This window comes from Paraburkholderia sp. RL18-085-BIA-A (genome assembly GCF_046027075.1).
In the GTDB taxonomy this organism is placed as follows: Bacteria; Pseudomonadota; Gammaproteobacteria; order Burkholderiales; family Burkholderiaceae; genus Paraburkholderia.
This window is the reverse complement of sequence record NZ_JARESU010000014.1, coordinates 88741-110041: the sequence shown is the minus strand read 5'-3', so window position 1 is coordinate 110041 and position 21301 is coordinate 88741. Positions and strand designations below refer to the sequence as shown.

General features: G+C 62.8%; 19 protein-coding genes and 1 pseudogene. 3 read left to right on the top strand and 17 right to left on the bottom strand.

The features are described 5' to 3' along the window. Window positions 1-73 precede the first annotated feature (73 nt). Window positions 74-1513 (bottom strand): DUF3300 domain-containing protein, encoded by a 1440-nt coding sequence (locus tag P0D89_RS12945; RefSeq protein WP_408376696.1) that lies wholly within the window; start codon window positions 1511-1513, stop codon window positions 74-76. Between the two features lie 331 nt (window positions 1514-1844). Here P0D89_RS12945 and P0D89_RS12940 point away from each other — a divergent pair, with 331 nt between their 5' ends. The 3 genes from P0D89_RS12940 to ydiK all read left to right on the top strand — a co-directional run bounded on the left by P0D89_RS12940 (window position 1845) and on the right by ydiK (window position 4360). Then, the gene (locus P0D89_RS12940) at window positions 1845-2309 is read left to right on the top strand and encodes a glycine zipper family protein (protein ID WP_408376731.1); all 465 of its coding nucleotides are present in this window, start codon (window positions 1845-1847) and stop codon (window positions 2307-2309) included. A 100-nt stretch (window positions 2310-2409) separates the two neighbouring features. Continuing rightward, complete coding sequence (locus P0D89_RS12935; RefSeq protein ID WP_408376695.1) at window positions 2410-2994, top strand: hypothetical protein; 585 nt, start codon at window positions 2410-2412, stop codon at window positions 2992-2994. Between the two features lie 220 nt (window positions 2995-3214). After that, window positions 3215-4360 carry an AI-2E family transporter YdiK gene (gene ydiK / locus P0D89_RS12930; protein ID WP_408376694.1) on the top strand — a complete coding sequence of 382 codons (1146 nt, stop codon included), beginning with the start codon at window positions 3215-3217 and terminating at the stop codon, window positions 4358-4360. A 47-nt stretch (window positions 4361-4407) separates the two neighbouring features. On the opposite strand, the gene P0D89_RS12925 is transcribed toward ydiK, so the two are convergent. The 16 genes and pseudogenes from P0D89_RS12925 to P0D89_RS12850 all read right to left on the bottom strand — a co-directional run bounded on the left by P0D89_RS12925 (window position 4408) and on the right by P0D89_RS12850 (window position 21294). Further along, on the bottom strand, window positions 4408-4701 hold the full coding sequence (locus tag P0D89_RS12925; RefSeq protein WP_408376693.1) for a hypothetical protein: 294 nt from the start codon (window positions 4699-4701) through the stop codon (window positions 4408-4410). Between the two features lie 34 nt (window positions 4702-4735). Then, window positions 4736-5758 (bottom strand): hypothetical protein, encoded by a 1023-nt coding sequence (locus P0D89_RS12920; protein ID WP_408376692.1) that lies wholly within the window; start codon window positions 5756-5758, stop codon window positions 4736-4738. A 17-nt stretch (window positions 5759-5775) separates the two neighbouring features. Beyond that, window positions 5776-6033 carry an RNA recognition motif domain-containing protein gene (locus P0D89_RS12915; protein WP_408376691.1) on the bottom strand — a complete coding sequence of 86 codons (258 nt, stop codon included), beginning with the start codon at window positions 6031-6033 and terminating at the stop codon, window positions 5776-5778. Window positions 6034-7468: 1435 nt separating this feature from the next. After that, the gene (locus P0D89_RS12910; RefSeq protein ID WP_408376690.1) at window positions 7469-8056 is read right to left on the bottom strand and encodes a PqiC family protein; all 588 of its coding nucleotides are present in this window, start codon (window positions 8054-8056) and stop codon (window positions 7469-7471) included. After that, complete coding sequence (locus P0D89_RS12905; RefSeq protein ID WP_408376689.1) at window positions 8056-9672, bottom strand: PqiB family protein; 1617 nt, start codon at window positions 9670-9672, stop codon at window positions 8056-8058. The genes P0D89_RS12910 and P0D89_RS12905 overlap by 1 nt, the downstream gene beginning before the upstream one ends. Then, window positions 9653-10930, bottom strand: a complete 1278-nt coding sequence (locus P0D89_RS12900; protein ID WP_408376688.1) for a paraquat-inducible protein A — start codon at window positions 10928-10930, stop codon at window positions 9653-9655. The genes P0D89_RS12905 and P0D89_RS12900 overlap by 20 nt, the downstream gene beginning before the upstream one ends. Then, window positions 10927-12411 carry an efflux transporter outer membrane subunit gene (locus P0D89_RS12895; RefSeq protein ID WP_408376687.1) on the bottom strand — a complete coding sequence of 495 codons (1485 nt, stop codon included), beginning with the start codon at window positions 12409-12411 and terminating at the stop codon, window positions 10927-10929. The genes P0D89_RS12900 and P0D89_RS12895 overlap by 4 nt, the downstream gene beginning before the upstream one ends. A gap of 1 nt (window position 12412) precedes the next feature. Continuing rightward, the gene (locus P0D89_RS12890) at window positions 12413-15643 is read right to left on the bottom strand and encodes an efflux RND transporter permease subunit (protein WP_408376686.1); all 3231 of its coding nucleotides are present in this window, start codon (window positions 15641-15643) and stop codon (window positions 12413-12415) included. A 12-nt stretch (window positions 15644-15655) separates the two neighbouring features. Beyond that, window positions 15656-16906 carry an efflux RND transporter periplasmic adaptor subunit gene (locus tag P0D89_RS12885; RefSeq protein ID WP_408376685.1) on the bottom strand — a complete coding sequence of 417 codons (1251 nt, stop codon included), beginning with the start codon at window positions 16904-16906 and terminating at the stop codon, window positions 15656-15658. Between the two features lie 32 nt (window positions 16907-16938). After that, window positions 16939-17490, bottom strand: a complete 552-nt coding sequence (locus P0D89_RS12880) for a glycine zipper family protein (RefSeq protein ID WP_408376684.1) — start codon at window positions 17488-17490, stop codon at window positions 16939-16941. A gap of 91 nt (window positions 17491-17581) precedes the next feature. Further along, a complete protein-coding gene (locus P0D89_RS12875; RefSeq protein ID WP_408367499.1) occupies window positions 17582-18151 on the bottom strand; it encodes a lipid-binding SYLF domain-containing protein in 570 nt (189 codons plus the stop codon). A 176-nt stretch (window positions 18152-18327) separates the two neighbouring features. Further along, a complete protein-coding gene (locus P0D89_RS12870) occupies window positions 18328-18705 on the bottom strand; it encodes a response regulator transcription factor (RefSeq protein WP_408367501.1) in 378 nt (125 codons plus the stop codon). Between the two features lie 441 nt (window positions 18706-19146). Then, window positions 19147-19293, bottom strand: a complete 147-nt coding sequence (locus tag P0D89_RS12865; RefSeq protein ID WP_408376683.1) for a LuxR C-terminal-related transcriptional regulator — start codon at window positions 19291-19293, stop codon at window positions 19147-19149. Between the two features lie 28 nt (window positions 19294-19321). After that, window positions 19322-19768: a response regulator transcription factor gene (locus P0D89_RS12860; RefSeq protein ID WP_408376682.1), complete on the bottom strand. Its 447-nt coding sequence runs from the start codon at window positions 19766-19768 to the stop codon at window positions 19322-19324. Between the two features lie 26 nt (window positions 19769-19794). After that, window positions 19795-19992: pseudogene (locus P0D89_RS12855) on the bottom strand (ATP-binding protein); the annotation flags it as partial. Window positions 19993-20505: 513 nt separating this feature from the next. Next, the gene (locus P0D89_RS12850; RefSeq protein WP_408376681.1) at window positions 20506-21294 is read right to left on the bottom strand and encodes a hypothetical protein; all 789 of its coding nucleotides are present in this window, start codon (window positions 21292-21294) and stop codon (window positions 20506-20508) included. Window positions 21295-21301: the final 7 nt, after the last annotated feature.

Here is a 21301-nt window from a genome sequence, read left to right as displayed (position 1 = left end):
ATGAAGCGAGTCGGGGCCGAGCGTCCGCACGTGGGTTCTTGCCGGTTCTGCTCCGGTCAGTCATTGTCATCCCCTATCGCCGTCCACCACCACCACCACCACCGCGACCGCCACCGCCGCCGCCGCCGCCGCCACGGGAGAACCCGCCACCGCCCCCGCCACCACCGCCGGAACGGGCGGAAGCCTGGGGAGTCCGGCCCTGCGTCCCGGAGACGGACTGACGACTCGCCGCGCCTCTTGAACTGTTCGCCTGCGCGTCGCGCGCCGACCCGTAGCCGCTGAACGCATCGCCCCCGCCCCCTTGCGAGGCCCTCGCGCCCTGTTCACGTGTGGCTGGCGAAGCGGAACGCTGAGCCCCTTGTTCCCTTGTGGCCGGTGTGGCGGCACGCTGAGCGCCCTGTTCCCTTGTAGCCGGTGTAGCCGGGCGTTGAGCCGCTTGCTGCCGTCCTCCTGCAGCCGCATTGCCGCCTCCCGCGGCGCCGCGAGCCGGGGCGTCGCCGACCCGTTGCGTGCCGCCGGTGCGGCCGGTCGTGCCACTCACCTGGCCGGGCTTCTTTTCGGATCGCCATGCGGACGACTGCCCTGTCTGCCCGCGGGTGCGGTTGACGTCGCCCGTGTTGATATTGCCTCGCTCAACGTTCCTTTCCCTATCGCCTCGCTCGACGTTCCTTTCCCGATTGATGTTGATGTTGTTATTGCCGCCGCCTCCGTAATGGGCTTGGTAGTGGTTGCCGCTCCAGGCCGCGGAAATCGCCGCCCCCCAGATCAGGCCCGTCGCGAGCGCCGCTCCCGGCGGGTAAGGATAGTAGTAGGCCGGATAAGGCGCAGGCAGGTAGCCATATGTCGGAGGTGCACCGGCTACCACGACGGTCGTCGGGTTGTACTGCGGCACGTAAATCACCTGCGGATCGGCCGGAGCGATCTTGATCACCTCTTTTTCGACCACCACGACCTGCTTGTCATCGGATTTGAGCTGACCCGCCGCCTGCGTTTGACGCCGGAAGCGCTGAACGGCCTCGAGCACCGCGCCCTGATCGGCGACGACGGCTTCGCCGATACTGATTGTCCAGTCGAGATCGGTACTCATTCTTTTGACGACCTCGGGGTAATTCAGCAAAGCCTTGACGGGCTCGTGCCAGTTCTCGTTGACTTTGAGCGCCTTGTCACTCTTGCGCTGCTCGAGAAAGCGATCCGCCTGCACGATCTCCACCGGGTAAGTCGCGGCGGGAAGAATGATGGCAATGAGATCGTCCGGATATAACGCAATGGGCCCGACAAGTTTGTCGAGCGTCTCGGGAGAAACGGCGGCGGGCGCGCCGGTGTCTGCGGCGGGAGCCTGCGCAAACGAGAACGTGGCGGACGACATGGCGCAGACCGCCAGCATGGCGGCAACAATCGCATGGACCACAGCCCGGGCGAGCCTCGGCTTCTGAGGGGCAACCGCTCGCCCCCACCCGTCGACCGCCGACTCAAACGGGATGATCCGTTCAGAAGCACGCGTAACGCGGTCCATTGATGCGTCCCCTCACTCTTCAACATGCGACTCGGGCTGCGATATTTAAAAGACAGTTATCCGAAGCAATGGAAACGATACGCACGCCTGCCGTACAGATACAGTTTGGACCGAGGATATGCCGTAATGCAAATACGACCTTGGTCCGATTGCGCACCGCATGCCTGGGCGCAATGATGAAAGCAAAACTGCCATTGCTGCACACACCGCCCAGCGCTCGATCCTGACACGACCGCGACGACCCGTGCCGGTTTCAACTTCAAGCCCGCCCGAACAGGCAGCCGGCGGTCTGCACTGGCGTGGGCTCAAGCAAGGAGTCGCCGTGACTACGTTGACAAAGTACTTCCTTCTCGCCGCCCTGGCAGGCTCGATCTCGCTCGATGGTATCGCGCAAAGCAAACCCATTGCCTACCCCGCAAAAGGACAAAGCCAGCAAAAGCAGCAGCAGGATGACGGCGCATGTTATTCGTGGGCCAAGAGCAATACGGGCGTGGACCCCGCCACACTGGCCAATGCCCCGCCGCCGCCTTCCGGACCTGCGGTGGGCGGCGGCGAGCGCGTTCAGGGCGCCGCGCGCGGCGCGGCCGGCGGAGCGGTCGTCGGAGCGATAGCGGGTGACGCGGGAAAAGGCGCGGCGGTTGGTGCCACGGCGGGTACGGTGGTCGGCGGATCACGCGCGCGGCAGAACCGGCGCGCGGCCACGGCATCGTCGCAGTCCCAGACACAGGGCGCGATGGACACCTTCAATCGTGCCTATGCCGCGTGCATGGAAGGTCGCGGCTACACGATCAAATGAACTGTAGCGTGCAAACGCGGCAATACACCTTCATTAATGAAACACCGGCGGCCAGCCTGGCCGCAAGACAATGTGCGCACAGGCGTTCAAGGAGAGCAGCATGAGAAACAGCAAACTCATCATCGCGGCGACGCTCGTGTCTCTGGCGACCGCGGTTTACGCGCAGACGGAGCCGCAAGTGGCGGTCAACAGCGCGCCCGGCAAAGTATCCGTGACAGGCACGGTCAAGACGACCGCGACCGTCGTCGGCATCGAACCGGCCACGCGAACCGTCTGGCTAAAGGACGCCAAGGGAAAGGTCGTGCAGGTCGTGGTGGGTGAGGAGGCTCGCAACTTCGACCAGCTCAAGATCGGCGACGTGGTCAACGCGGAGTATTCGGAGGCCATGACCGTCACGCTCAAGAAGGGTGGCGCGACGGTTGGCGCCAACGAAACCCAGTCTATGGAGCGCGCGCCGATGGGCGCCAAACCTGGCGGCACGGCTAGCAGGGAAGTGACTGTCATGGCCGTTGTCACCGCCGTCAACCATCAGACCGGGGCGGTGACATTGAAAGGTCCGCAAGGCAATTCGCTGGACCTTATGGTGCAGGATCCCGAGCAGCTCAAGCTGGTCAAGAAAGGGGATCATATACAAGTCGTCTACACCGAGGCCATCGCAGTCTCCGTCGAACCCAAAGCCAAATAGCCGCGCAGGCGCCGTGCGGATCGCACGGCGCATCATCGCTCCCGGCGGCGCATGTGCCGGTTGACGGCCGCTCGCCCTGTTCTGCTTCGGTGGTTGCGTTCGATCGAGTTGTTGTGCGGCCGTCGAGACTGGACTCGCGGCCGGCACACTCGTTTTGGCGAAGCCCATGCGCATGAGCTGGTTGCGCAGTTCAACCGGAGCCGCACAGACGATGGACGATATGGCCCACCCCATCCCGAGTCCAGAGCCGCAGCGCCAGCCAGTTCGCCCCACTGTCGATCTTGCCCGGGTCGTGCTGGCTGTCGCCGCACTTGTCCTGCTCATCGGCGGTAGCCTCTACATCGTGCATCCGTTCGTGCCTGCGCTGATCTGGGGCAGCACGATTGTCGTCACGACATGGCCGCTCATGCTCGGGATCCAGCGGCGGCTCGGCGGACGGCGCGGGCTCGCCGTCACCGTCATGCTATTGCTGGAAATCGTGGTGATATGCATCCCGACCTACGCCGCGGTGTCCACGCTTGCCGACCATACGGCCGACATCATGAACTTCGTCGAAAAGCTGCCCGACTATGCGCTTCCATCGCCCCCGAGCTGGCTCAGCAGCGTGCCGTTGATGGACCATGCAACAGACGAGTGGCAGAAACTGTCCGATGCGGGCCCCGGCGGCATCCTCGCAAAGGTCGAACCCTATGCCGCCGTGGTCGCGAAATGGCTTCTGGTTCAGATGGGTCTCGTCGGCTCGTTTGCCGTGCATCTGATATTGATGCTGATCGTGTGCGGACTGCTCTATGCCCACGGCGAGGGCGCGGTCGCCCTCGTGACCGCATTGGCCTTGCGCGTGGCGCCGGACAGCGGGGCCAACATCGTGCACCTCACGGGTCAGTCGATCCGCGCGATCGCACTCGGCGTCGTGGTAACGGCACTTGTCCAGGCTTCGCTCGGCGCGGCCGGGGTCTGGCTCGCCGGCATCCCATTTGCAGGCGTGCTGAGCGCATTGATGCTCGTCCTGTGCCTCGTGCAATTGGGGCCGCTACTGCCGATGCTCGGCTGCGTGATCTGGCTATTCGTGCATGATGCGCGATTGACGGCCAGCGTGCTGCTGGTCTGGAGCATCGGCGTCTCGGCGCTCGACAACGTCCTGCGGCCCATACTCATCCGCCGGGCGGTGGCGCTGCCGATGGTGCTCATCCTCACGGGCGTGCTGGGCGGTTTGATCGCGATAGGAGCAGTCGGCCTTTTCATCGGCCCGGTCATTCTGGCCGTCACTTACCATCTGCTTCTGGCGTGGATAGACCAGCCGAACGAGTCGGTGGAACAGGGCAATTCCGCCGGTCCGGCCGACCTCATCTCGCATCGGAGCGATTGAGGCGGGAACACGCGCTGCGCCCGAACCAACGCAGCGTCGTTCGCGGTTTACGGAAAATCGCCCGGCGTGAGCCTGATACGCTCTCCGTGTTGCCGTGCGGCCCGGTTCACTGCCTTGCGGATTCTGGCCTGTCCGATAGCGAATGCCAGCAGGATCTGCCGGGGCGACTCGTCGATGCTGCCGAGCACTTCATGTGCGACGGCGGCCTCCAGCGAAAACGCGCAATATCCCCAACCGAACGCGTAGGCAGAAAAGCATAGTGTGTTCTCGCGGTCGAAGAACGGACGGCCAAGTCGAATGAGCGTCGTGTCCACCGCGTTCTCACCTACGATGATGCTCACGCCATGTCCTCCCCAGAGTGCAAATCGCCTTTGGTCAAATCAGCAATCGCCGGGCTTCCGCCAGCATGTCGCGAGCGGGCAGCAGATCGGCTCGCCTGAAGCGCACCATCGAGAAGGCGCGCATCGCATTGGAACTCGCTGGCAGACGGGCCATCTGAAGTTCCAGTTCGTGCGCCGGGCGGGTGTCCCCATCGTCGACGACGACATTCATCCGATCCAGCAGAAACTTTTTTTTCTGCACGTGAAAATGTGAATCCGGCGACGACAGCACGCTGCAAACCATCTCCAGGTGCCGCTCGAGCGCCTCGGTCTTCAGGCCCAGGTTCGTCAGCGCCTGCTCGTTCTCATCGATTTGCGTCTGCAATTGCGCCACTTCCGCGAAGCTGCACGATGCGTCGCTTCCCAGCAGCGACCGTGCCCCTGTCCCCTGCCGCTCGAGCATCCTCAAGCGCGTCCTCAGCAGCGCCCGTTCGTGCTCCAGCGAATCGCGCCGTTTCGTGTCTTCCGCAATTTTCCCGAGTGCTTCGAGCGCAAGCTGATCGACCACCCGCAAAATGATTTCCTGCCGAAGCGCCGCTTCCGACCCGGCGCACAGGCGCACCTGGTGATCGCTGAAGCTGACGGTGGTCTGCGCAACATCGGTACGCGTGGTTGCGCCAAATTGCGCGACACCGAGAGTCCGCCGCTCGTTGACGGTCATCCCCAGTACAGCAACGGCTTCGTCCGCGCCGGGATGATCGTCGAAGTAGGCGCGTAATGCCTCCGAGTGGCTGAAGACCGGACAGACATCGTCCGGTGTGGCAAAAAAAGCATGAATGTACGGGTCCGTTGCCCACGCCGCCGCACTGGCCTCCCGCGGCGCCTGCATATCCGCGACAAGGTCGCGCAGAAAGTCGATCGACCGGTGCACGGCGGGCGCCATGCGCGCCTCGCAATCGCGCGCAAGACGCAATTGCGGACCGAGCCTGACGATCCGCTCGACGATTTCCTTCGACTGCTGGAAATCGTTTTCTTCAGATGCGCGGTTTTTCCCGAACCACCACGACAGCAGACCCATACGCGGCTCCTGGCGAGCTAGGATTCGTCGCGGGTCGGAATAAGCAGCGCGGTGATCGTGCGGTTCTTCCAGAACAGGTTATGGATGCGCGGCTGCAGTATGCGCAATCCGTCCGCGGTCACGTCGTTGAAGATCACCAGCGCGGCGGGCCGGGAGCCCGCGCCCGGCACACGCTGGATCTCGCTGAACTGGGGAAAACCATACCGTATCAGGAATTCGCCGATTTCTTCATCGGTGACGCTTTCTTCCACGTTTCCAAGCAGCAGTTCAGCCATGATGATTGCTCCTCGACTATCAGCCTACGCGATGATCTTCTGCCTGCGGTCGACATGCAACGAGGCGCCGGGAACCGTCGTGCGGATGGTATGGCCGCAAACGCGCAGGTGTAGCCCACGTCCGTGATTTCGACCAGCTCGACCAGCGGCGCGCGATGCACCGCTGCGCCGGAGATCAGCCCGAAAATCCTTCAGCCCCGAAGCGGAACGGGTCCTGGCAGACCAGCAGGAAACGGCGTGCGCGCTCATGTCGCTCGACTTCCCCGGCAAGCCGGGTAGACCTATCTTTGGTAGAGCGCCTTCGAAGCGTCCGTCAACATGTTATGACACATGGTGTCGAAGCACGCAACCTGCGGGATGTCGCGGCGCAACTGTGTGATGATCCGGACCGGCTTCAGGTTGTGCGGCTGACGCAGCGGCGCAAGTGCGGGCGCCGCACGGTCCGGTTCTGTTCCATCGTGTTCTGAACCCCAATAGCCGCCAATCGGACCAAGGTCGTATTCCTCGCTCCGGGGGCAGCGGCCAGGCTCAACACGTATGTCCCCTCCTACACCTCACGTGCGGCCGCGCATGCCTTTCTGCGAGTGACCGCCAGTCCGGCTCGACAATGAGGCGCCGTCCATGCCATTGGGTGCCGATGCGAAACAATGCTCCCGGACGTTCCTGTCGACGCGGAATTGATCATGCTGCGGAACGGCGCGCCGTGGATCCTCACACACGACGCAAGCTATCAGTCCTTTTGTAGCGTCCTGCCAAGCTGCGGCGCACCTAAAACGCCACTGCCGCGGACTTCCAGGGATGTGCACTATCGATACAAGACAACGGAAAATAACCGGCTTTCAGCGGTCAATCCAGAGTCCGGCCGGTTAAGCTGGTGCACAGACGCGCCGGCTTGCATTCCCTGAAACGTATTGGTCGAAACGCCCGGCATGGTCAATCGCTCCGCCTGCGGAAACGGTATCGAGCGGGCAATCGCGAATCTGTCCCACCAGCCACAGCGTTACACCACCCTCGGCCCGGCTGGGCGCTCCTGCAAATTTACGCAGCCACACGTCGTGCAAGAATGCCTCGGGTATGACCTTCACAACACGGGTAACGCCTGGAAATCGCAGAAGAATCAGGCTCGCGTGACGACGCAGACGAGCAAAGGCGGAGAAGCCAAGACGATGAATGGAAAGGGCGTGGACCGCGGCCCGAATGGGGAGAAGTGCTACAGGATGGCCGCGAGTCATGGGTGCAATTGATCCAGCGTAGCGCGAAGAGCTAGCGTTGCACGGTGATGTTCGGCGTTTCCTCACAGTTGTTTGCGACGTCGCCGTAGCCATGTAAGTCCTCCACAGCACGGGCCGCCGCGTCCTGCGCGATCAACTCTAACAGGCGGCGCGAACATCCCCCTGTGCCGCATGCGCCGTGGACACCCCTGCTCCAATTTCCATCACTTCGACAGACCTCCCAGGATCGCCGTGGCAATGTCATGGCTGACGACACCGAGCCCCCCGCTGTACGCCGCCACGAGCGCTTCGTAGCCGGGGCCCGCAACGGGCACGCGCACGGCCGTATGCCCGCTCATTGGCGCCCTCCCCGTAGGCGGGCTGACCGACCATAATGCCTCGACGGTGGCACCCTCGCCCGGCGCGCCATCGAAGCGCTGGAGTTCGATCTTGACACGGTACGGTGTACCGGCATCCGTGTCCTGCGGATAGACGGACACGCGTGCGCCTGGCAGCAGAACCGCGAGATTGGCCGCTATCACGCGCGGAACCTGACTCTTCACCGGGTCCGCCCAACGCGCGAATTCGTCGAGCTTCACTTGATTGTCGCTGACGCGAACCACGAACTGCGGACGGTCCACGAGGTCGGGCACCGTGACCGACGTGACCACCACGATGACCGGGCGGACCGTGTAGGCGTCGCCGGGCGCCGTGACCGCGCCTAACGTATAAAAGCTGGCTGTCGGCGACGTACTACAGCCGGCCAGTGCGGCGACCGTCAGCACCAATGCCCTGGACAGAAACGTGCGCATCACTTTTTATCCTCCGACTTGCCGCGAATCAGCGCCTCAGGATGACGCTCGAGGTAGTCAGCCAACGTGCGGAAAGCTGCCGCGGTGCGTGCGAGTTCGTGCATCGTATCGGCGGTACTCTGCGTGAGGGGCGAGTCGGGCTGCAACGCTGTATTCGCCGAATTCAGCGCCGCCTGTGCCGCTGCGAGCGTGGAGCGCGCCTGAGGCACCACTTCGGCATCCAGCCGTTTCAGGAGCGCGTCGGCGTCCTGCAACGTCTGTTTGGCGTTGTTGCCGATCCCTTCGAACGGAATCTTGTTGAGCTTGGCAATCAGCGCCGACACCGAATCCTGCAGCGATTGCAGGCCGCCGGGAACGGTCGGCAACTCTGGCGGATTGGCGCTCCAGTCGATCGTCGCTTTCGCCGCATTGGGGAAGAAGTCGATCCCAATATATAACTGCCCGGTCAGGAGGTTGCCGGTTTTCAGTTGCCCACGCAAGCCACGCGCGACCAGCCAGTCCGCGAGCTTTTGACGATCTGTCGCTATCCGTCCGCCCTGTCCTCCGTTCTTGTAGCGTGACGTGAAGCGCTCGGGGTAGAAGCGTATCTCGACCGGGATGCTGAACTGCTTCGTGACTGGATTGAAGCGCGTATAAATTGCCGCCACCTCACCGACCACGATCCCGCGAAAATCGACGGGCGCACCAACCGACAGCCCGCGAACCGACTCGGTAAAGTCAAACACATACTTATCAACGATGCGGTCATGGCGCTTCATGGCCTCGTCGCGGGTACGGAACAGCGAGAATTCCTCGCCTGCGGCAGCCTCACTCTTCTCCTCATTCTCCTCTGGCGTCTCGAATGCAAGTCCGCCGATCAGAATCGCCACCAGCGACTCGGTGTTGACCTTGACGCCATTGGTGTCGAGCGCCACGTCAATGCCGCTGGCGTGCCAGAAGCGGGTATCGTCCTTGACATACTTGTCATAGGGCGCATTGACGAACACATGCAGGGTCACCCCTTTGCCATTTGCATCCAGCTTGTACGACGCGATCTGTCCAACCTGCAGGCGCCTGAAAAAGATCGGCGAGCCCACATCGAGCGAGCCCATGTCCACACCCTTCAGGATGAATTCGCGCCCCGGCACACCCGTGGCAATCACAGGCGGCGTTTCGAGACCGACAAACTCACGGCGCGACGTTTTCGCGGTGCCCACATCCACGCCAATGAAAGAACCGGATAGCAACGTGCCGATGCCCGACACCGTGCCGCCGGAAATGCGCGGGCGCACCACCCAGAAGCGCGTGTCCTCGACCAGCAGGCTCGAAGCGTCCTTGGCGAGTTCCGCGCGCGCAATCACGCTGCGGTGGTCCCGCGACAGCACCACACTGGTGACGGTACCGATGTCGACGTTTTTGAACTTGATCTTGGTCTTGCCCGCTTCGAGACCTTCGCCGGTCACAAAGCTGATCGTTATCGTCGGCCCCTTGTCGAGCACCGCCTTGACGGCCAGCCAGCCTCCGATCAGCACAGCGACGATCGGCACCAGCCAGACCAGTTGCATACGCCAGCGCTTGCGCGGCACGGCCACGGCATCGGGAATGTCGGGCGAACGGTTATCGGGCGGCCGGGACATGATTTTTCTCCGCCCGGTCCCAGATCAGGCGCGGGTCGAACGATAGTGCGGCAAACATCGTGAGAACGACGACCGCCCCGAACGCAATAGCGGCCGGCCCGGCCTGGATGGTTGCGAGCCCCTTGAACTGCACGAGCGCGACGAGAATGGTGATGACGTAGATGTCGAGCATCGACCAGCGCCCGACCAGTTCCACCACGCGGTAGATCCGCGCCCGTTGTTGCGGCGACCAGGGCGAACGCAGCTGCGTCGAGATAACAAGGAACATCAACGCGATGATCTTGAGCATCGGCACCGCGATGCTCGCGATAAACACGATGATGGCGAGCGGCCATGAGCCGGAGGTCCAGAGATAGACCACGCCGCTCAGGATCGTATCTTTCTCGCTGCCGAACAGCGAACTGGTGTTCATGACGGGCAGCGCGTTCGCCGGAATGTACAGAACGATGGCGGCGATCAGGAGCGCCCACGTGCGGCCGATGCTGTTGGGCTGGCGCGCGTGCAGATGCGCGCCGCAGCGCGGGCAGACAGCGTCGGCGCCGTGCGCGGCGTGCTTCACGAGCTGGTCGCACGTGTGGCAGGTCAGCAGGCCGCAACCCATGGCCGTGGGTGCGCGTGGGATGACTGACTCGACGGTATCGGGACCGGCCGCCTGCGTGCCGCGCGCGCGTTCCCAGAATTCGCGTGGATCGAACGCGCTGCTGGCTGCTGCAAGCAGCGCCATGAGTACGCCGAAGGTCCACAACGCCGTGCCGGGCACGACACTGGCGATGTGGGCCAGCTTGACCAGGGCGACCAGCATGCCGAGTATCAGGACCTCGGTCATCCCCCACGGTCGAACCAGTTGCAGAAGACGGAAGATCAGGTCGAACCGGTACGGCACCCGGCCGAAGCGAAGCGGCACCAGCAGATAAGTCATCGTCGCCATCTGCAGGAGAGGCATCATGAATGTCGTCGCCAGCACGAGGCCGGCGATGGGCCACATGCCATCGTCGTACAGCACGCGGGCGGCGCCTAGCAAGGTCGTCTGAACGAGCTCGCCATTGACACTGAGGCCGACCATCGGAAACGCGTTCCCGATGCCGAACAGCACCATCGCGCTGAGCGTGAACGCCAGCGCCCGGTCGACGCTGTCCGGACGGCTGCGCGACAACTCGGCGTTGCAGCGGCGGCAGCGCAGCACGCCATTGAGTGGCAACGGCAATTCGCGCTGCAACAGATCGCATTCGTGGCAGGCAATCAGGCGCCCGGTCGTCATCGCGGCAACTCCGCAAGCGCGTCGCCCGTCTTCTGGACGACACTGCCCTCCTGCTGCGGAGTCTTGTGCGTCATCTGCTCTGCGGTGACCACCCAGCCGCCGCCCATCGCCTTGTAAAGCGCGACAAGCGAGCTGAACACGACGCCGTTAGTCTGCGTATAGCTGAGCTGCGCGTTAAACAGGCTGCGTTCGGCGTCCAGTACTTCGATGTAACTGGTGTAGCCGCCTTCAAAACGCAGCCGCGCAAGCCGCGCATAAGTGCGAAGCGCATCGACCTGGCGCTCCTGAATGACGAGCTGCTCGCGCGACTTCTGCACTGAGATGAGCGCGTCGTCGACCTCCTGAAACGCGGTCTGAATCGCCTGCTGGTACTGGAACAAGGCCTGTTGTTGCTGCGCTTCGGCCTGCCGCACCTGTCCGCTGATGCTGCCGGCGGTGAAGATCGGCACGCTCACCGAACCTGCAAACGACCAGACCCGCGCCGGTCCGGTAAACAGTTTCGAGAATTCGACGCTGGCCGAGCCAAACAGTCCAGTCAGTGAAATCGACGGAAAATAGAGTGCGCGAGCGGCGCCGATCAGCGCGTTGGCAGCCACCAGGTTCTGCTCGGCCTGCAGCAGATCCGGACGCCGTGTCAGCAGATCCGAGGGCAACCCGGCGGGCACCGCCGGAACAGCCAGATCGGACAGTTCGCGGCCGCGCACGATGTCGCCCGGGTTACGGCCCAGCAGGATCGACAGCGCGTTTTCCTGCTGGGCGATCTGCGTCTGGAGCTGGGGAATCGTCGCGAGCGATGCCTCGTATTCCGACTGGCTCTGCGCCAGCTCCATTTGCGATACGTCGCCCCCCTTGAACCGCAACGTAAAGACGTGCACCGATTCCGCGCGGGACTCTGTCGTGGACTTCGCGATCTCGAGCTGCTGGTCGAGATCGCGCAGATTGATGTAGGCCGTCGCCACCGACGCGACCAGCGTCAGGATCGTCGCGCGCCGCCCTTCCTCACTGGCCAGCAGCCCGGCGCGCGCCGCTTCGGTCTGGCGGCGTACCCTGCCGAACACATCGATTTCCCAGGCCGCCGACAACGTCGGCTCGAAGGTGTTGAAGACCGGCGACAACCCCGCCGGCAGCGGCACGGCGCCGGCCGTCGAGACGCCCTGGCGTTGCGCATCGAACCCGGCGCTCATCTGCGGGAAGAGCCCCGCGCGGGTGGTGACGAACTGGCCGAGAAACTGGTCGACGCGTGCGGCCGCGATCTTCACATCCTTATTTTCTGCCAGCGCGGTGGCGATCAGATCGTTCAGCACCGGGTCCTGAAACTGCTCCCACCACGCAGTATTGGCCACCTCGACGGTCTCACCGGCCGCGAAGCGATACGTGGCCGGTGTGTCGATCGCCGGCCGCGAGTAGTTCGGGCCGAGCAGACAGCCGCCCAGACTCAGCAGCACGGGCACCAGAAGGGGCAAGGACGCTCTGCTACGCATGTCATTCGCCCTCGTGTCTGGCCGACGGCGTGATCGTAGGAGCGCCGCCAGCGCCTGTGCCGCCCGCAGCGTCGTCGCCGGGCTTGCTGCCGGTCGGCCCCGGTGTCTTCTTGCCGCCGCTTTTCTCTGACATCGACTCGAGCACGTAGAAGAACATCGGGATGAAGAACACGGCAATCACCGTCGCGCCGAGCATCCCGCCGATCACTCCGGTGCCGATCGAATGGCGGCTGTTCGCGGACGCGCCCGTTGCAATCGCCAGCGGCACGCAGCCAAGGATGAACGCGAGCGAGGTCATCACGATCGGGCGCAGACGTTCGGTCGCCGCCGTGACTGCGGAGTCGTACACCGACTCGCCCGACTCGCGGTTGAGCACCGCAAACTCGAAGATCAGGATCGCGTTCTTGGCCGCGAGCGCAACCAGCATCGTCAGACCGATCTGAAAGTAGACGTCGTTTTCGAGGCCGCGCAGCATGATCGCGAGCAGTGCGCCGAACAGCGCGAACGGCACGGCCATCAGCACCCCGAACGGCAGGCTCCACTTCTCGTATTGCGCGGCAAGAATCAGGAACACCATGATCAGGCCGAACACGAACACGAGCGCGGAGGTCCCGCCGGCCTTTTTGGCCTCGTACGCCTCGCCGCTCCACCCGAGGCTATAGCCAGCCGGCAACACCTGCGCACCTACATCTTCGAGGGTTTCGAGCACCTGACCCGAGCTGATGCCCGGCGCGGGATTGACGGTGACCTTCACTGCCGGGAAATTGTTGAACCGCGTCACCAGATCAGGGCCCGTGTCGAACTTCGAGGTCACGACCGCCTTGAGCGGCACCATGCTGTTGGTCTTGCTGCGCACGAAGATCTGATCGAGATCCTGAGGCTTGAGGCGGTAGGACGGTTCGGCCTGCAGGATCACCTGCCACAGGCGGCTCGAACGGTTGAACTGCGAGACGTACAGCGAACCGAACATCGTCTGCATCGCGCTGTAGACGTCCTCGATCGGCACACCCAGCGTCTCCGACTTGTCGCGGTCGACGTTCACCAGCAATTGCTGCGCGGACGCATTGAAGGTCGACGTGACGCGCGCCAGTTCGGGCCGGGCCTTGGCCTTGGCGACAAACTGCTCTACCACGCCTGCCAGTTGCGCGATGCTGGCATCGCCCTGCGCCTGGACCCATACCTCGGTACCGCCGGTCGTGCCCAGGCCGGGAATCGACGGCGGATTGACCGGCAGGATGATCCCCTCCTGCACCGCCGCGAGATGCTCGTACGCGTCGATCAGCACCGCGCGCGCGTTCTGCGTCCTGATGTTGGCGAACTTGTATCGTTCGTCGAAGCTCTTGAAGCCGACAAAAAACGTTCCGGCATTGTTCTTGTTCTGACTGTCGAGAAGGCTGTAGCCGTTGACAATCGTCACGCTGCCCACGGCCGGCTGCTTCATGAAATAGTCCGTGACATGCTGTGAGACCGCCTCCGTGCGATCGAGGCTCGCGGCATCCGGCATGATTACCGCGCCGAGCAGGTAACCCTGGTCCTCCGGCGGCAGGAACGAGGTAGGAATCGAGCGCATCATGACGACCGCGAGCGCAATCACGCCCGCGAAAATGAGCAGCCCAATCACGGAACGCTTGATGGCGAGCTTGACCAGATTCGTATAGCCAGCCGTCATCCGCCCGAACGCGTTATCGAACCACTTGAAGAAACCGCGCTTTTCATGGTGACCGGGCTTCAGGAGCAACGCCGCCAGCGCCGGCGACAAGGTCAGCGCCACCACCCCGGACAGCACCACGGAGATCGCGATGGTGATGGCGAACTGCTTGTACAGTTGTCCGGTGATGCCGCCGAGAAATGCGACAGGCACGAACACCGCGCACATCACCAGCACGATCGCGATGACCGGCCCGGAGACCTCGTCCATCGCCCGCTTGGCCGCGTCTTTCGGGCTCAGCCTGTGAACGGTCATATTCCGCTCGACGTTCTCGACCACCACGATCGCATCGTCCACCACAATACCGATCGCCAGCACCATGCCGAACAGCGTCAGCATGTTGATCGAGAACCCGAGTGCCAGCATGCCCATGAAGGTGCCGATGATCGATACCGGCACCGCGATGACCGGTATCAACGTGGCGCGCAGACTTTGCAGGAACACGAATACGACGATCACCACCAGCACGAGGGCTTCGAAAAACGTATGGATGACGTCCGAGATGGAGGCGCGGGTGAAGTCCGTCGTGTCCATCGCAATCTCGTAGTCGATACCTTCCGGAAACGACTTCTTCATCTCTGCAAGGGTCGCGCGCACCTGCTTCGAGACATCGAGCGCGTTAGCCCCCGGTTGCTGATACACCGCCATGACCGTGGCGGGCTTGCCCTGGAACCGGCTGCGAATCGAATAATCTTTCTGGCCGAGTTCAGCCCGGCCGATGTCCTTGAGCCGCACGATCGCCGCATCGCCATTCGTCGCGCGAATAATGATGTTGTCGAACTCAGTGGGGTCGGTGAGCCTGCCAGTGGTGGTGACGGCAAACGACTGCTCGACGGCGGTGCCGGTTGGCGACTGCCCGATTTGCCCGACCGCGAACTGCTGGTTCTGGTTGGCCACGGCCCGCTGCACGTCGGCCGCCGTAATGCCCAGTTGTGCCATCCGGTCGGGTTTCAGCCAGATGCGCATCGCGTAGTCGGGCGTGCCGAAGATACTCGACTGGTTCGCACCCGGTATGCGCTTCAACGCATCGAGCACATAGATGTTCGCGTAGTTGGCGATATAGGTGGCGTCGTAACGATCAGTCGGCGAATAGATGGCGATCACCATCATGAACGCTGACGACTTCTTCTGCACCTGGATGCCCTGCGCCTGCACGGACGAAGGCAATTGCGGCAACGCCAGGTTCACGCGGTTCTGCACGTCGACCTGCGCGAGTTCCGGGTTGGTGCCGATCTGGAAGAAGGCGTTGAGCGTATAGGCGCCGGTCGACGAACTCGACGAGTACATGTAGATCATGTTGTCCGCGCCGTTCACCTGCTGCTCGATCGGCGCGGCTACGTTATTCGCGACCACGGACCCATTGGCCCCTGGGTAGGTGGCGGAAATCGTGATCTGCGGCGGCGTGACGTCCGGGTACTGGGCAATAGGCGAACTGAACATCGCCAATGCCCCACCCAGCGTGATGACAATTGAAATGACCGACGCGAAGATGGGCCGGTCGATGCAGAAATGAGAGATGTTCATATCGACCGTCGCTCACTCGATCGCGGGCTGGCCGGACCGGTGGGCCAGATGCAGGGGCTGGTCGGGCGATGCGTTGGCGGCCGGAGCCGGCTTCGGGGCCGCCTCGGGCGCACCCTTTATCTTGAGCGGCGTATCGGCGACAACCCGGATTGCGCCGTCCACCACGACGCGCTCGCCCGGTTTGAGTCCCTCGGCAATGAACCAGTCGTCGCCATGCCAATCGCCGGTTTCGACCACGCGTTGATGCGCCTTCGAGTCATTGTCGACCACCCACACGAAGTGACTCTTCGCACCTTGCAGGACCGCGCGCTGCGGCACGAGAATCGCGTTTGGCCGCACGGCTCCGGAGACCACGGCGCGCACGAACTGACCGGGGCGTAAGGTGCCTTTCGGATTGGCGAACGAAGCGCGTACGAGGAATGTGCCGGTCTGGTCGCTAAAGGCAGGGTTGGTAAAGTTGATGTGGCCTTGCCCGGGAAACACGGTGCCATCGGCCAGCACGACAGTGACGACGTAGTCGCTATTGGCCGGCATCCGCAGCGTCCCTCTCTGGGCTTCGGCGCGATACCTCAATAGTTCGTTTTCCGAAAGGCTGAAGTTCACCCACATCGGGTCGAGTTGGTAAATGTAGGTGAGCAGGCTCGATGAGCCGGCGGACACATAGCTGCCGTCCTGCTGCCTCGCGAAACTGGACAGACCTTCGAGCGGCGACTTGATGGTGGTATAGCTCAGATTGAGTTCCGCGGTCCGCACCTCGCCCTGCGCGGAGATCACGGCGGCCTCGGCCTGTTTCTCATTGCCGGTCGCATCGTCGAGATCCTTCTGGCTCAACGCGTTCTGCTTCGCGAGCGGAATGACGCGCGCCAGATTGGCTTTCGTCACGTAAAGCCTTGCCTGCTGCTGGGCAAGCAGGCCCTCGGCCGTCTTGAGTGCCGCCTCGAATGGCTTGCGGTCCATCAGGAACAGTGTCTGCCCGGCATGCACCAGGTCCCCCTCGGTATACACGCGCTTGTCGAGAAACCCGTCTACGCGCGCGCGAATCTCGACTTCGCGCGAACTTTGCGTCTGGGCGGTGAATTCGAACGAGACTGGCGTGTCGTGCGGTTGAACTGTCATGACCGTCACTTCGGTGACGGTCGCCGGCGGGGCGGTCGACGCCTTGTGACAGCCCGTGCAAAGCAGGAAAGTTGCACAAGCGAGCGCGAGTCTGAAATCGACCCGATAAGTGCGTCGCGTACAGGCATTCAGTGGTGCGAATTCCATGGCATCACCTGTCACGGTTTGTCGGGCGTACCTCAACCGGCGCAGCAAGGCGAGCCGGACGCAAAGCGCAGACACGCTCTGTTCATGATGTCACTCTCCCAACGAACGGTGCCTACAGGAGCGTGTAGCCACGGCCAGACATGCAAGCCGCCACCGCCCGGGAAGGTCGCCATCTCCTGCGAGACCTGCTGCTGCCCCGCCTGCTGTTGTTGGGCCGCAGCCTGGTTGGCACGGCGTTGGCGCACACCGCCAACCACTGCCCCCGTACCCGCACCGATCGCGCCGCCCTTGCCCGCATCGCCGCCAATGGCCTCCCCCACGGCGCCCAGGGCGGCTCCGCCAGTCGCGCCTCTGAGTGCTCCGCCCCGTTTCGGCGCGGCAGTGGGTTGACCGCACTGCTGTGCGATGGCGACAGGATCGACGCCCGTGTTGTGCTTCGCCCAAGTCTGACACGCACCGAGGTCGGATTGCTGACGCTGCTGACTTTGCCCCTTGGCCGGATAAAAAATCGGCTGCTGAGCCAATGCCGACTCTGCCACCAGAAACACGGCCAGTCCGTCTGTGACGCACGGCGATACTTTCATGACAGCCCCCCCGTCAGGCCCCTTTGATCCAGGCGTTGACACACGTGACCGTTCGAACTGCCGCGCCGATCGGTATGAGTCATACAGCACATCAGCGACCGGTCTGCGTAATCTTCTGCCCTTGCACGCCCATGCCTGCCATCAGGCCTGACTGGCCAAAGATGAACGCGTAGACATCCGACTGAATTGTGGTGGTTGTCATCGAATTGGCCATTCCCTGGTCCATGACCACGACGCTCGGACCGACGCCAACCGACCAGCCGTCGCTGCTGTTCACGTAGTTAAGCGCGGCGGGTGTCATCAGGAACATCACCTGGGAAAAATCCTGCGCGCCCGCCTGCAGGCCATACGAAACTGCCGTCAGGTTGTAGTAGCCAAGCACCTTGCCGTTGGGGTCGAACAACACGCCGTTGCCTTCCTGCCCGCCTACAAGCAGACCCGCCTTGATGATGCTCGGAAACACCAGAACGGCGGTTGCGCGGCTCCTCAGGTCGGCGGCTTTCGGTGTCGTCGCAATCAGTGTCTTGTACGCGTCGCGTGCCTGCTGTTCGAGGTCAGGGCGCCCAGAGCTGCCCGTCGAACTCGATGAACCCATGTTCGAGCACGCTACGGCAGCGAGAACGATCGGAATCGTTATCGCAAGACGCAAAAATTTGAACATGATGACGCGCTCCATTTAAAAAAATGGTCGATGTCTGATCGCGTTACGCAACGGCCAGCGATGTACCTCACGTTGGGCTCTGATCCAGCAAGGTCAATTTTGGTCGCGTCCCGAACGAATAACAATTAGCCTTTGGTCTTATACGCGAGGCGGTCGCACTGAACCCATCCGCCCGCCTACTCCATGCCCAGAGCGGAACGTACCGCCCTGAAAAAGATCTCGTCATTAAACGGCTTGAGCAGGTACGCCAGAGCGCCGGCAGACAGCGCCTGCTCGTGTATGCCGATGTCGTCATGTGCGGTGATAAAAATAATAGGCAAGCCACTGCCAGCCAGGCGCCGCTGCACCTCGAGTCCGTTCAACCCAGGCATCTGAACATCGAGAATCACGCACGCCGGGTGATACGAGCGGATTGACGGCAACGCTTCGAGAAATGCTTCTCCGCACGCGAACGACTCCGCCGCGACCCCGATCGAACGCAATAGCCGTTTGATCGCCCGGCTCACGGACTCGTCGTCATCGACGACGACCACAAATGGTTGGGCTTTTCCCATTATGAATAGTCCAGTGGCGTCAACATGCGAGCGTGTGCATGCCCCAAGCACCTAGACTACGAGACATATTCGGATTGCGGTATTGAACCTTGGTCCTATCAGCCTCAAGGTGAGCTGTGCCGTCGCCGGGAGTTACGAGAACGTGCTTGCCTCTCCAGGACCAAAGTCCACTATCAGCACCGTGCTGATAAACATAGACTTGCAGATCCGGGAGCTTGTCGGTGGCTGCCGTCGCCTACGGCGTCGCAGATGATTCGTTCATCGTCGGTGTCGCGGATATCGCACCCGGTTCGGGAAGGGCCGCGAAGTAGATGCCTCGCAGGTCGCCTTCACGTGCGGCGGCCGGCCTGAAGATGAGTGGCGCAAAATCTGCAAGGTGCGAGGCACACAGCCACCGGTTCGCGGGCTTCAGGCCTGACAACCGCGGTGAGCGCCTGAGAATCACGCGGTCTGGCACCTCTGCCAGGATAGCCGGCGATCGGCGGAAGAAAATATGTCCATACGGTCAATGATGTGCACCGGTTGGGCGAGCGAGGTCACTTCCATCTTCGTCATGACACGCGCGCGATGCGCCTTGATAGTCTGCACGACCGTACCTGGTTCGCGTGCGATCTTGCTAGTTCAGATACCCGGTCGCGACCCGTTCCAGAACATCCCGCTCGCGTGGGGTGAGCCGGTCGAAACGGCCACGCAGCGCATCCCGTTCACAGCGGCTCGCGTAAAGCACTCTGGCACGTCCGAGCGCCTGCTCGAGCGCATTCAGCAAGTCCGTGTCGCGCACGGGTTTCGCCAGAAAATCAGACGCACCGGCCTTCATGGCGTGGACATCGATCGCGGTGTCGTCATAACCCGTTATCGGCAAGGCATCGCCGAGCTCATGCTGCAACTGAAGACCGCTGATGTCGGGCAAATGAATGTCCAGTACCAGGCACGACGGACACGCGGGCGAGTGTGCGGCGGCCAGGAATTCGCGAGCCGTGGCAATCGCCTCGACGCGATGACCCGCAGAGCGAATCAATCGCGCAAGGGCGGTACGTACGGAATCGTCGTCGACGACGAACACCACTGGCTCGGAATATCCCGTGGCTCTTATCGCAATTCCTTGTGCTCTGCCGCGTTCCCGGTTGGCGACGTGGCGTAGAACGTCGTGCCTCGATCAACATTGCTCTCGGCCCAGAGCCGGCCGCCGTGAAGCTCCACGATCGAGCGGCTGATTGACAATCCGAGCCCCAGGCCATGGGGTTTGGATGTATGGAACGGTGTAAAAACCGAATCCGGCCCGCCGGAGGCGAGTCCGTGGCCGCATCGCGCACGGCGATGCGGGCCATGCCATCGTGCGGCAGGGTTAGCGTAATCACGATCACGCGCCGGGAGGCCGCTACGTCGCTCATCGCGTGGAACGCATTGTGAAGCGGAATGAGCGTGACCTGCTGCAACTGCACCTTGTCGGCATAAACGGTAGGGTGGTCCTCGGCTATATCAACATCACCAGGGTCTGACGGAAGATTGCGTCGCTCTGGAACACAGCTCTCGGGCAAGCCCCGCTCGTAGATTTGGCCAGCCTGAACGCATGGTTGCGGTTTGCCGTGGTCGTGTGGGCAAGACCGCCTATGCGGCTGCCCGGCCCAATGAATGGCCCGGCTTGTCGCTGCGCGGAACCGTCCCCCGAGCGCTTGCCTCGTGGGCTGCTCACGCTGAGGCGGCGTTTTCTCCACCGCAGCTTCGCCAGGTGGCCTTGAATCTGTCTCCGAGGGTTGCCTCACGCGAATGCAGTAAGTCAACTTTAACTTTGGGCGCTCCTCACGGCGCAGGCACCACGCGGTAGTAAACGCCATTCGCGCCGTAGGCGGGTTGAAACCACGTATTGCCGCACAGGTAGTATGTGCCGCCCGAAACCTTGGGCGATATGCAGCCGGCCGGGAGCGTCGCGTAGACCGCACCCATTGCAAACGAGTTACTGACCGGAGCGGGCACAGGGGCGGTGGTAGTCGCTCCTGCCACATAGCCGGCGTTATAGGCGTTCGACGTCGCTGCCGCGGTGTTCGCCGAGGCCACGGTGGCGCCGACCGCCGCGCCGACCGCTACGCCCGCGGCGGCTGCCCCCGCTGTGGACCAGCCGCCACAGTTGTAGCACGTGGATCCGTAGTTGTTCACCGTGACCGGCGGATGGTAAGCCGGGTATCTGGCGCCGTAGTAAGCGCTGTGGTACGCAGTTGCACCTGAGGCGCTCGTGTAGCTCGTATAACCTGAGCCGGTGGCATGGTATGCCGAACCACCATAGCCGTTAGTCGCGCTGGTTCCCTGTCCGTAGGTGTGAGTCGCACTTCCGCCGTAGCGATTGGTGGCGGTCGTCTGCCCCGATCCCTGGGCGTGCGTTGCTGTATCGCCATAGCGGCCCGTCGCGGTCGTGCCTTGTCCGTAGGTGTGCGTTTCGCTGCCCCCCCAAGCGTTCGAGCGCGTCGTAGACCCAGAACCGGGCGTATGTGACGTACGACCTCCGTAATAGTTGGCATGCGACCACGCGCCGGCGGCACCCGCAGCGAGCGCGGCGATAAGAAAAACCACCAGACGGATGACGACGTTCTTCACAGTTCGT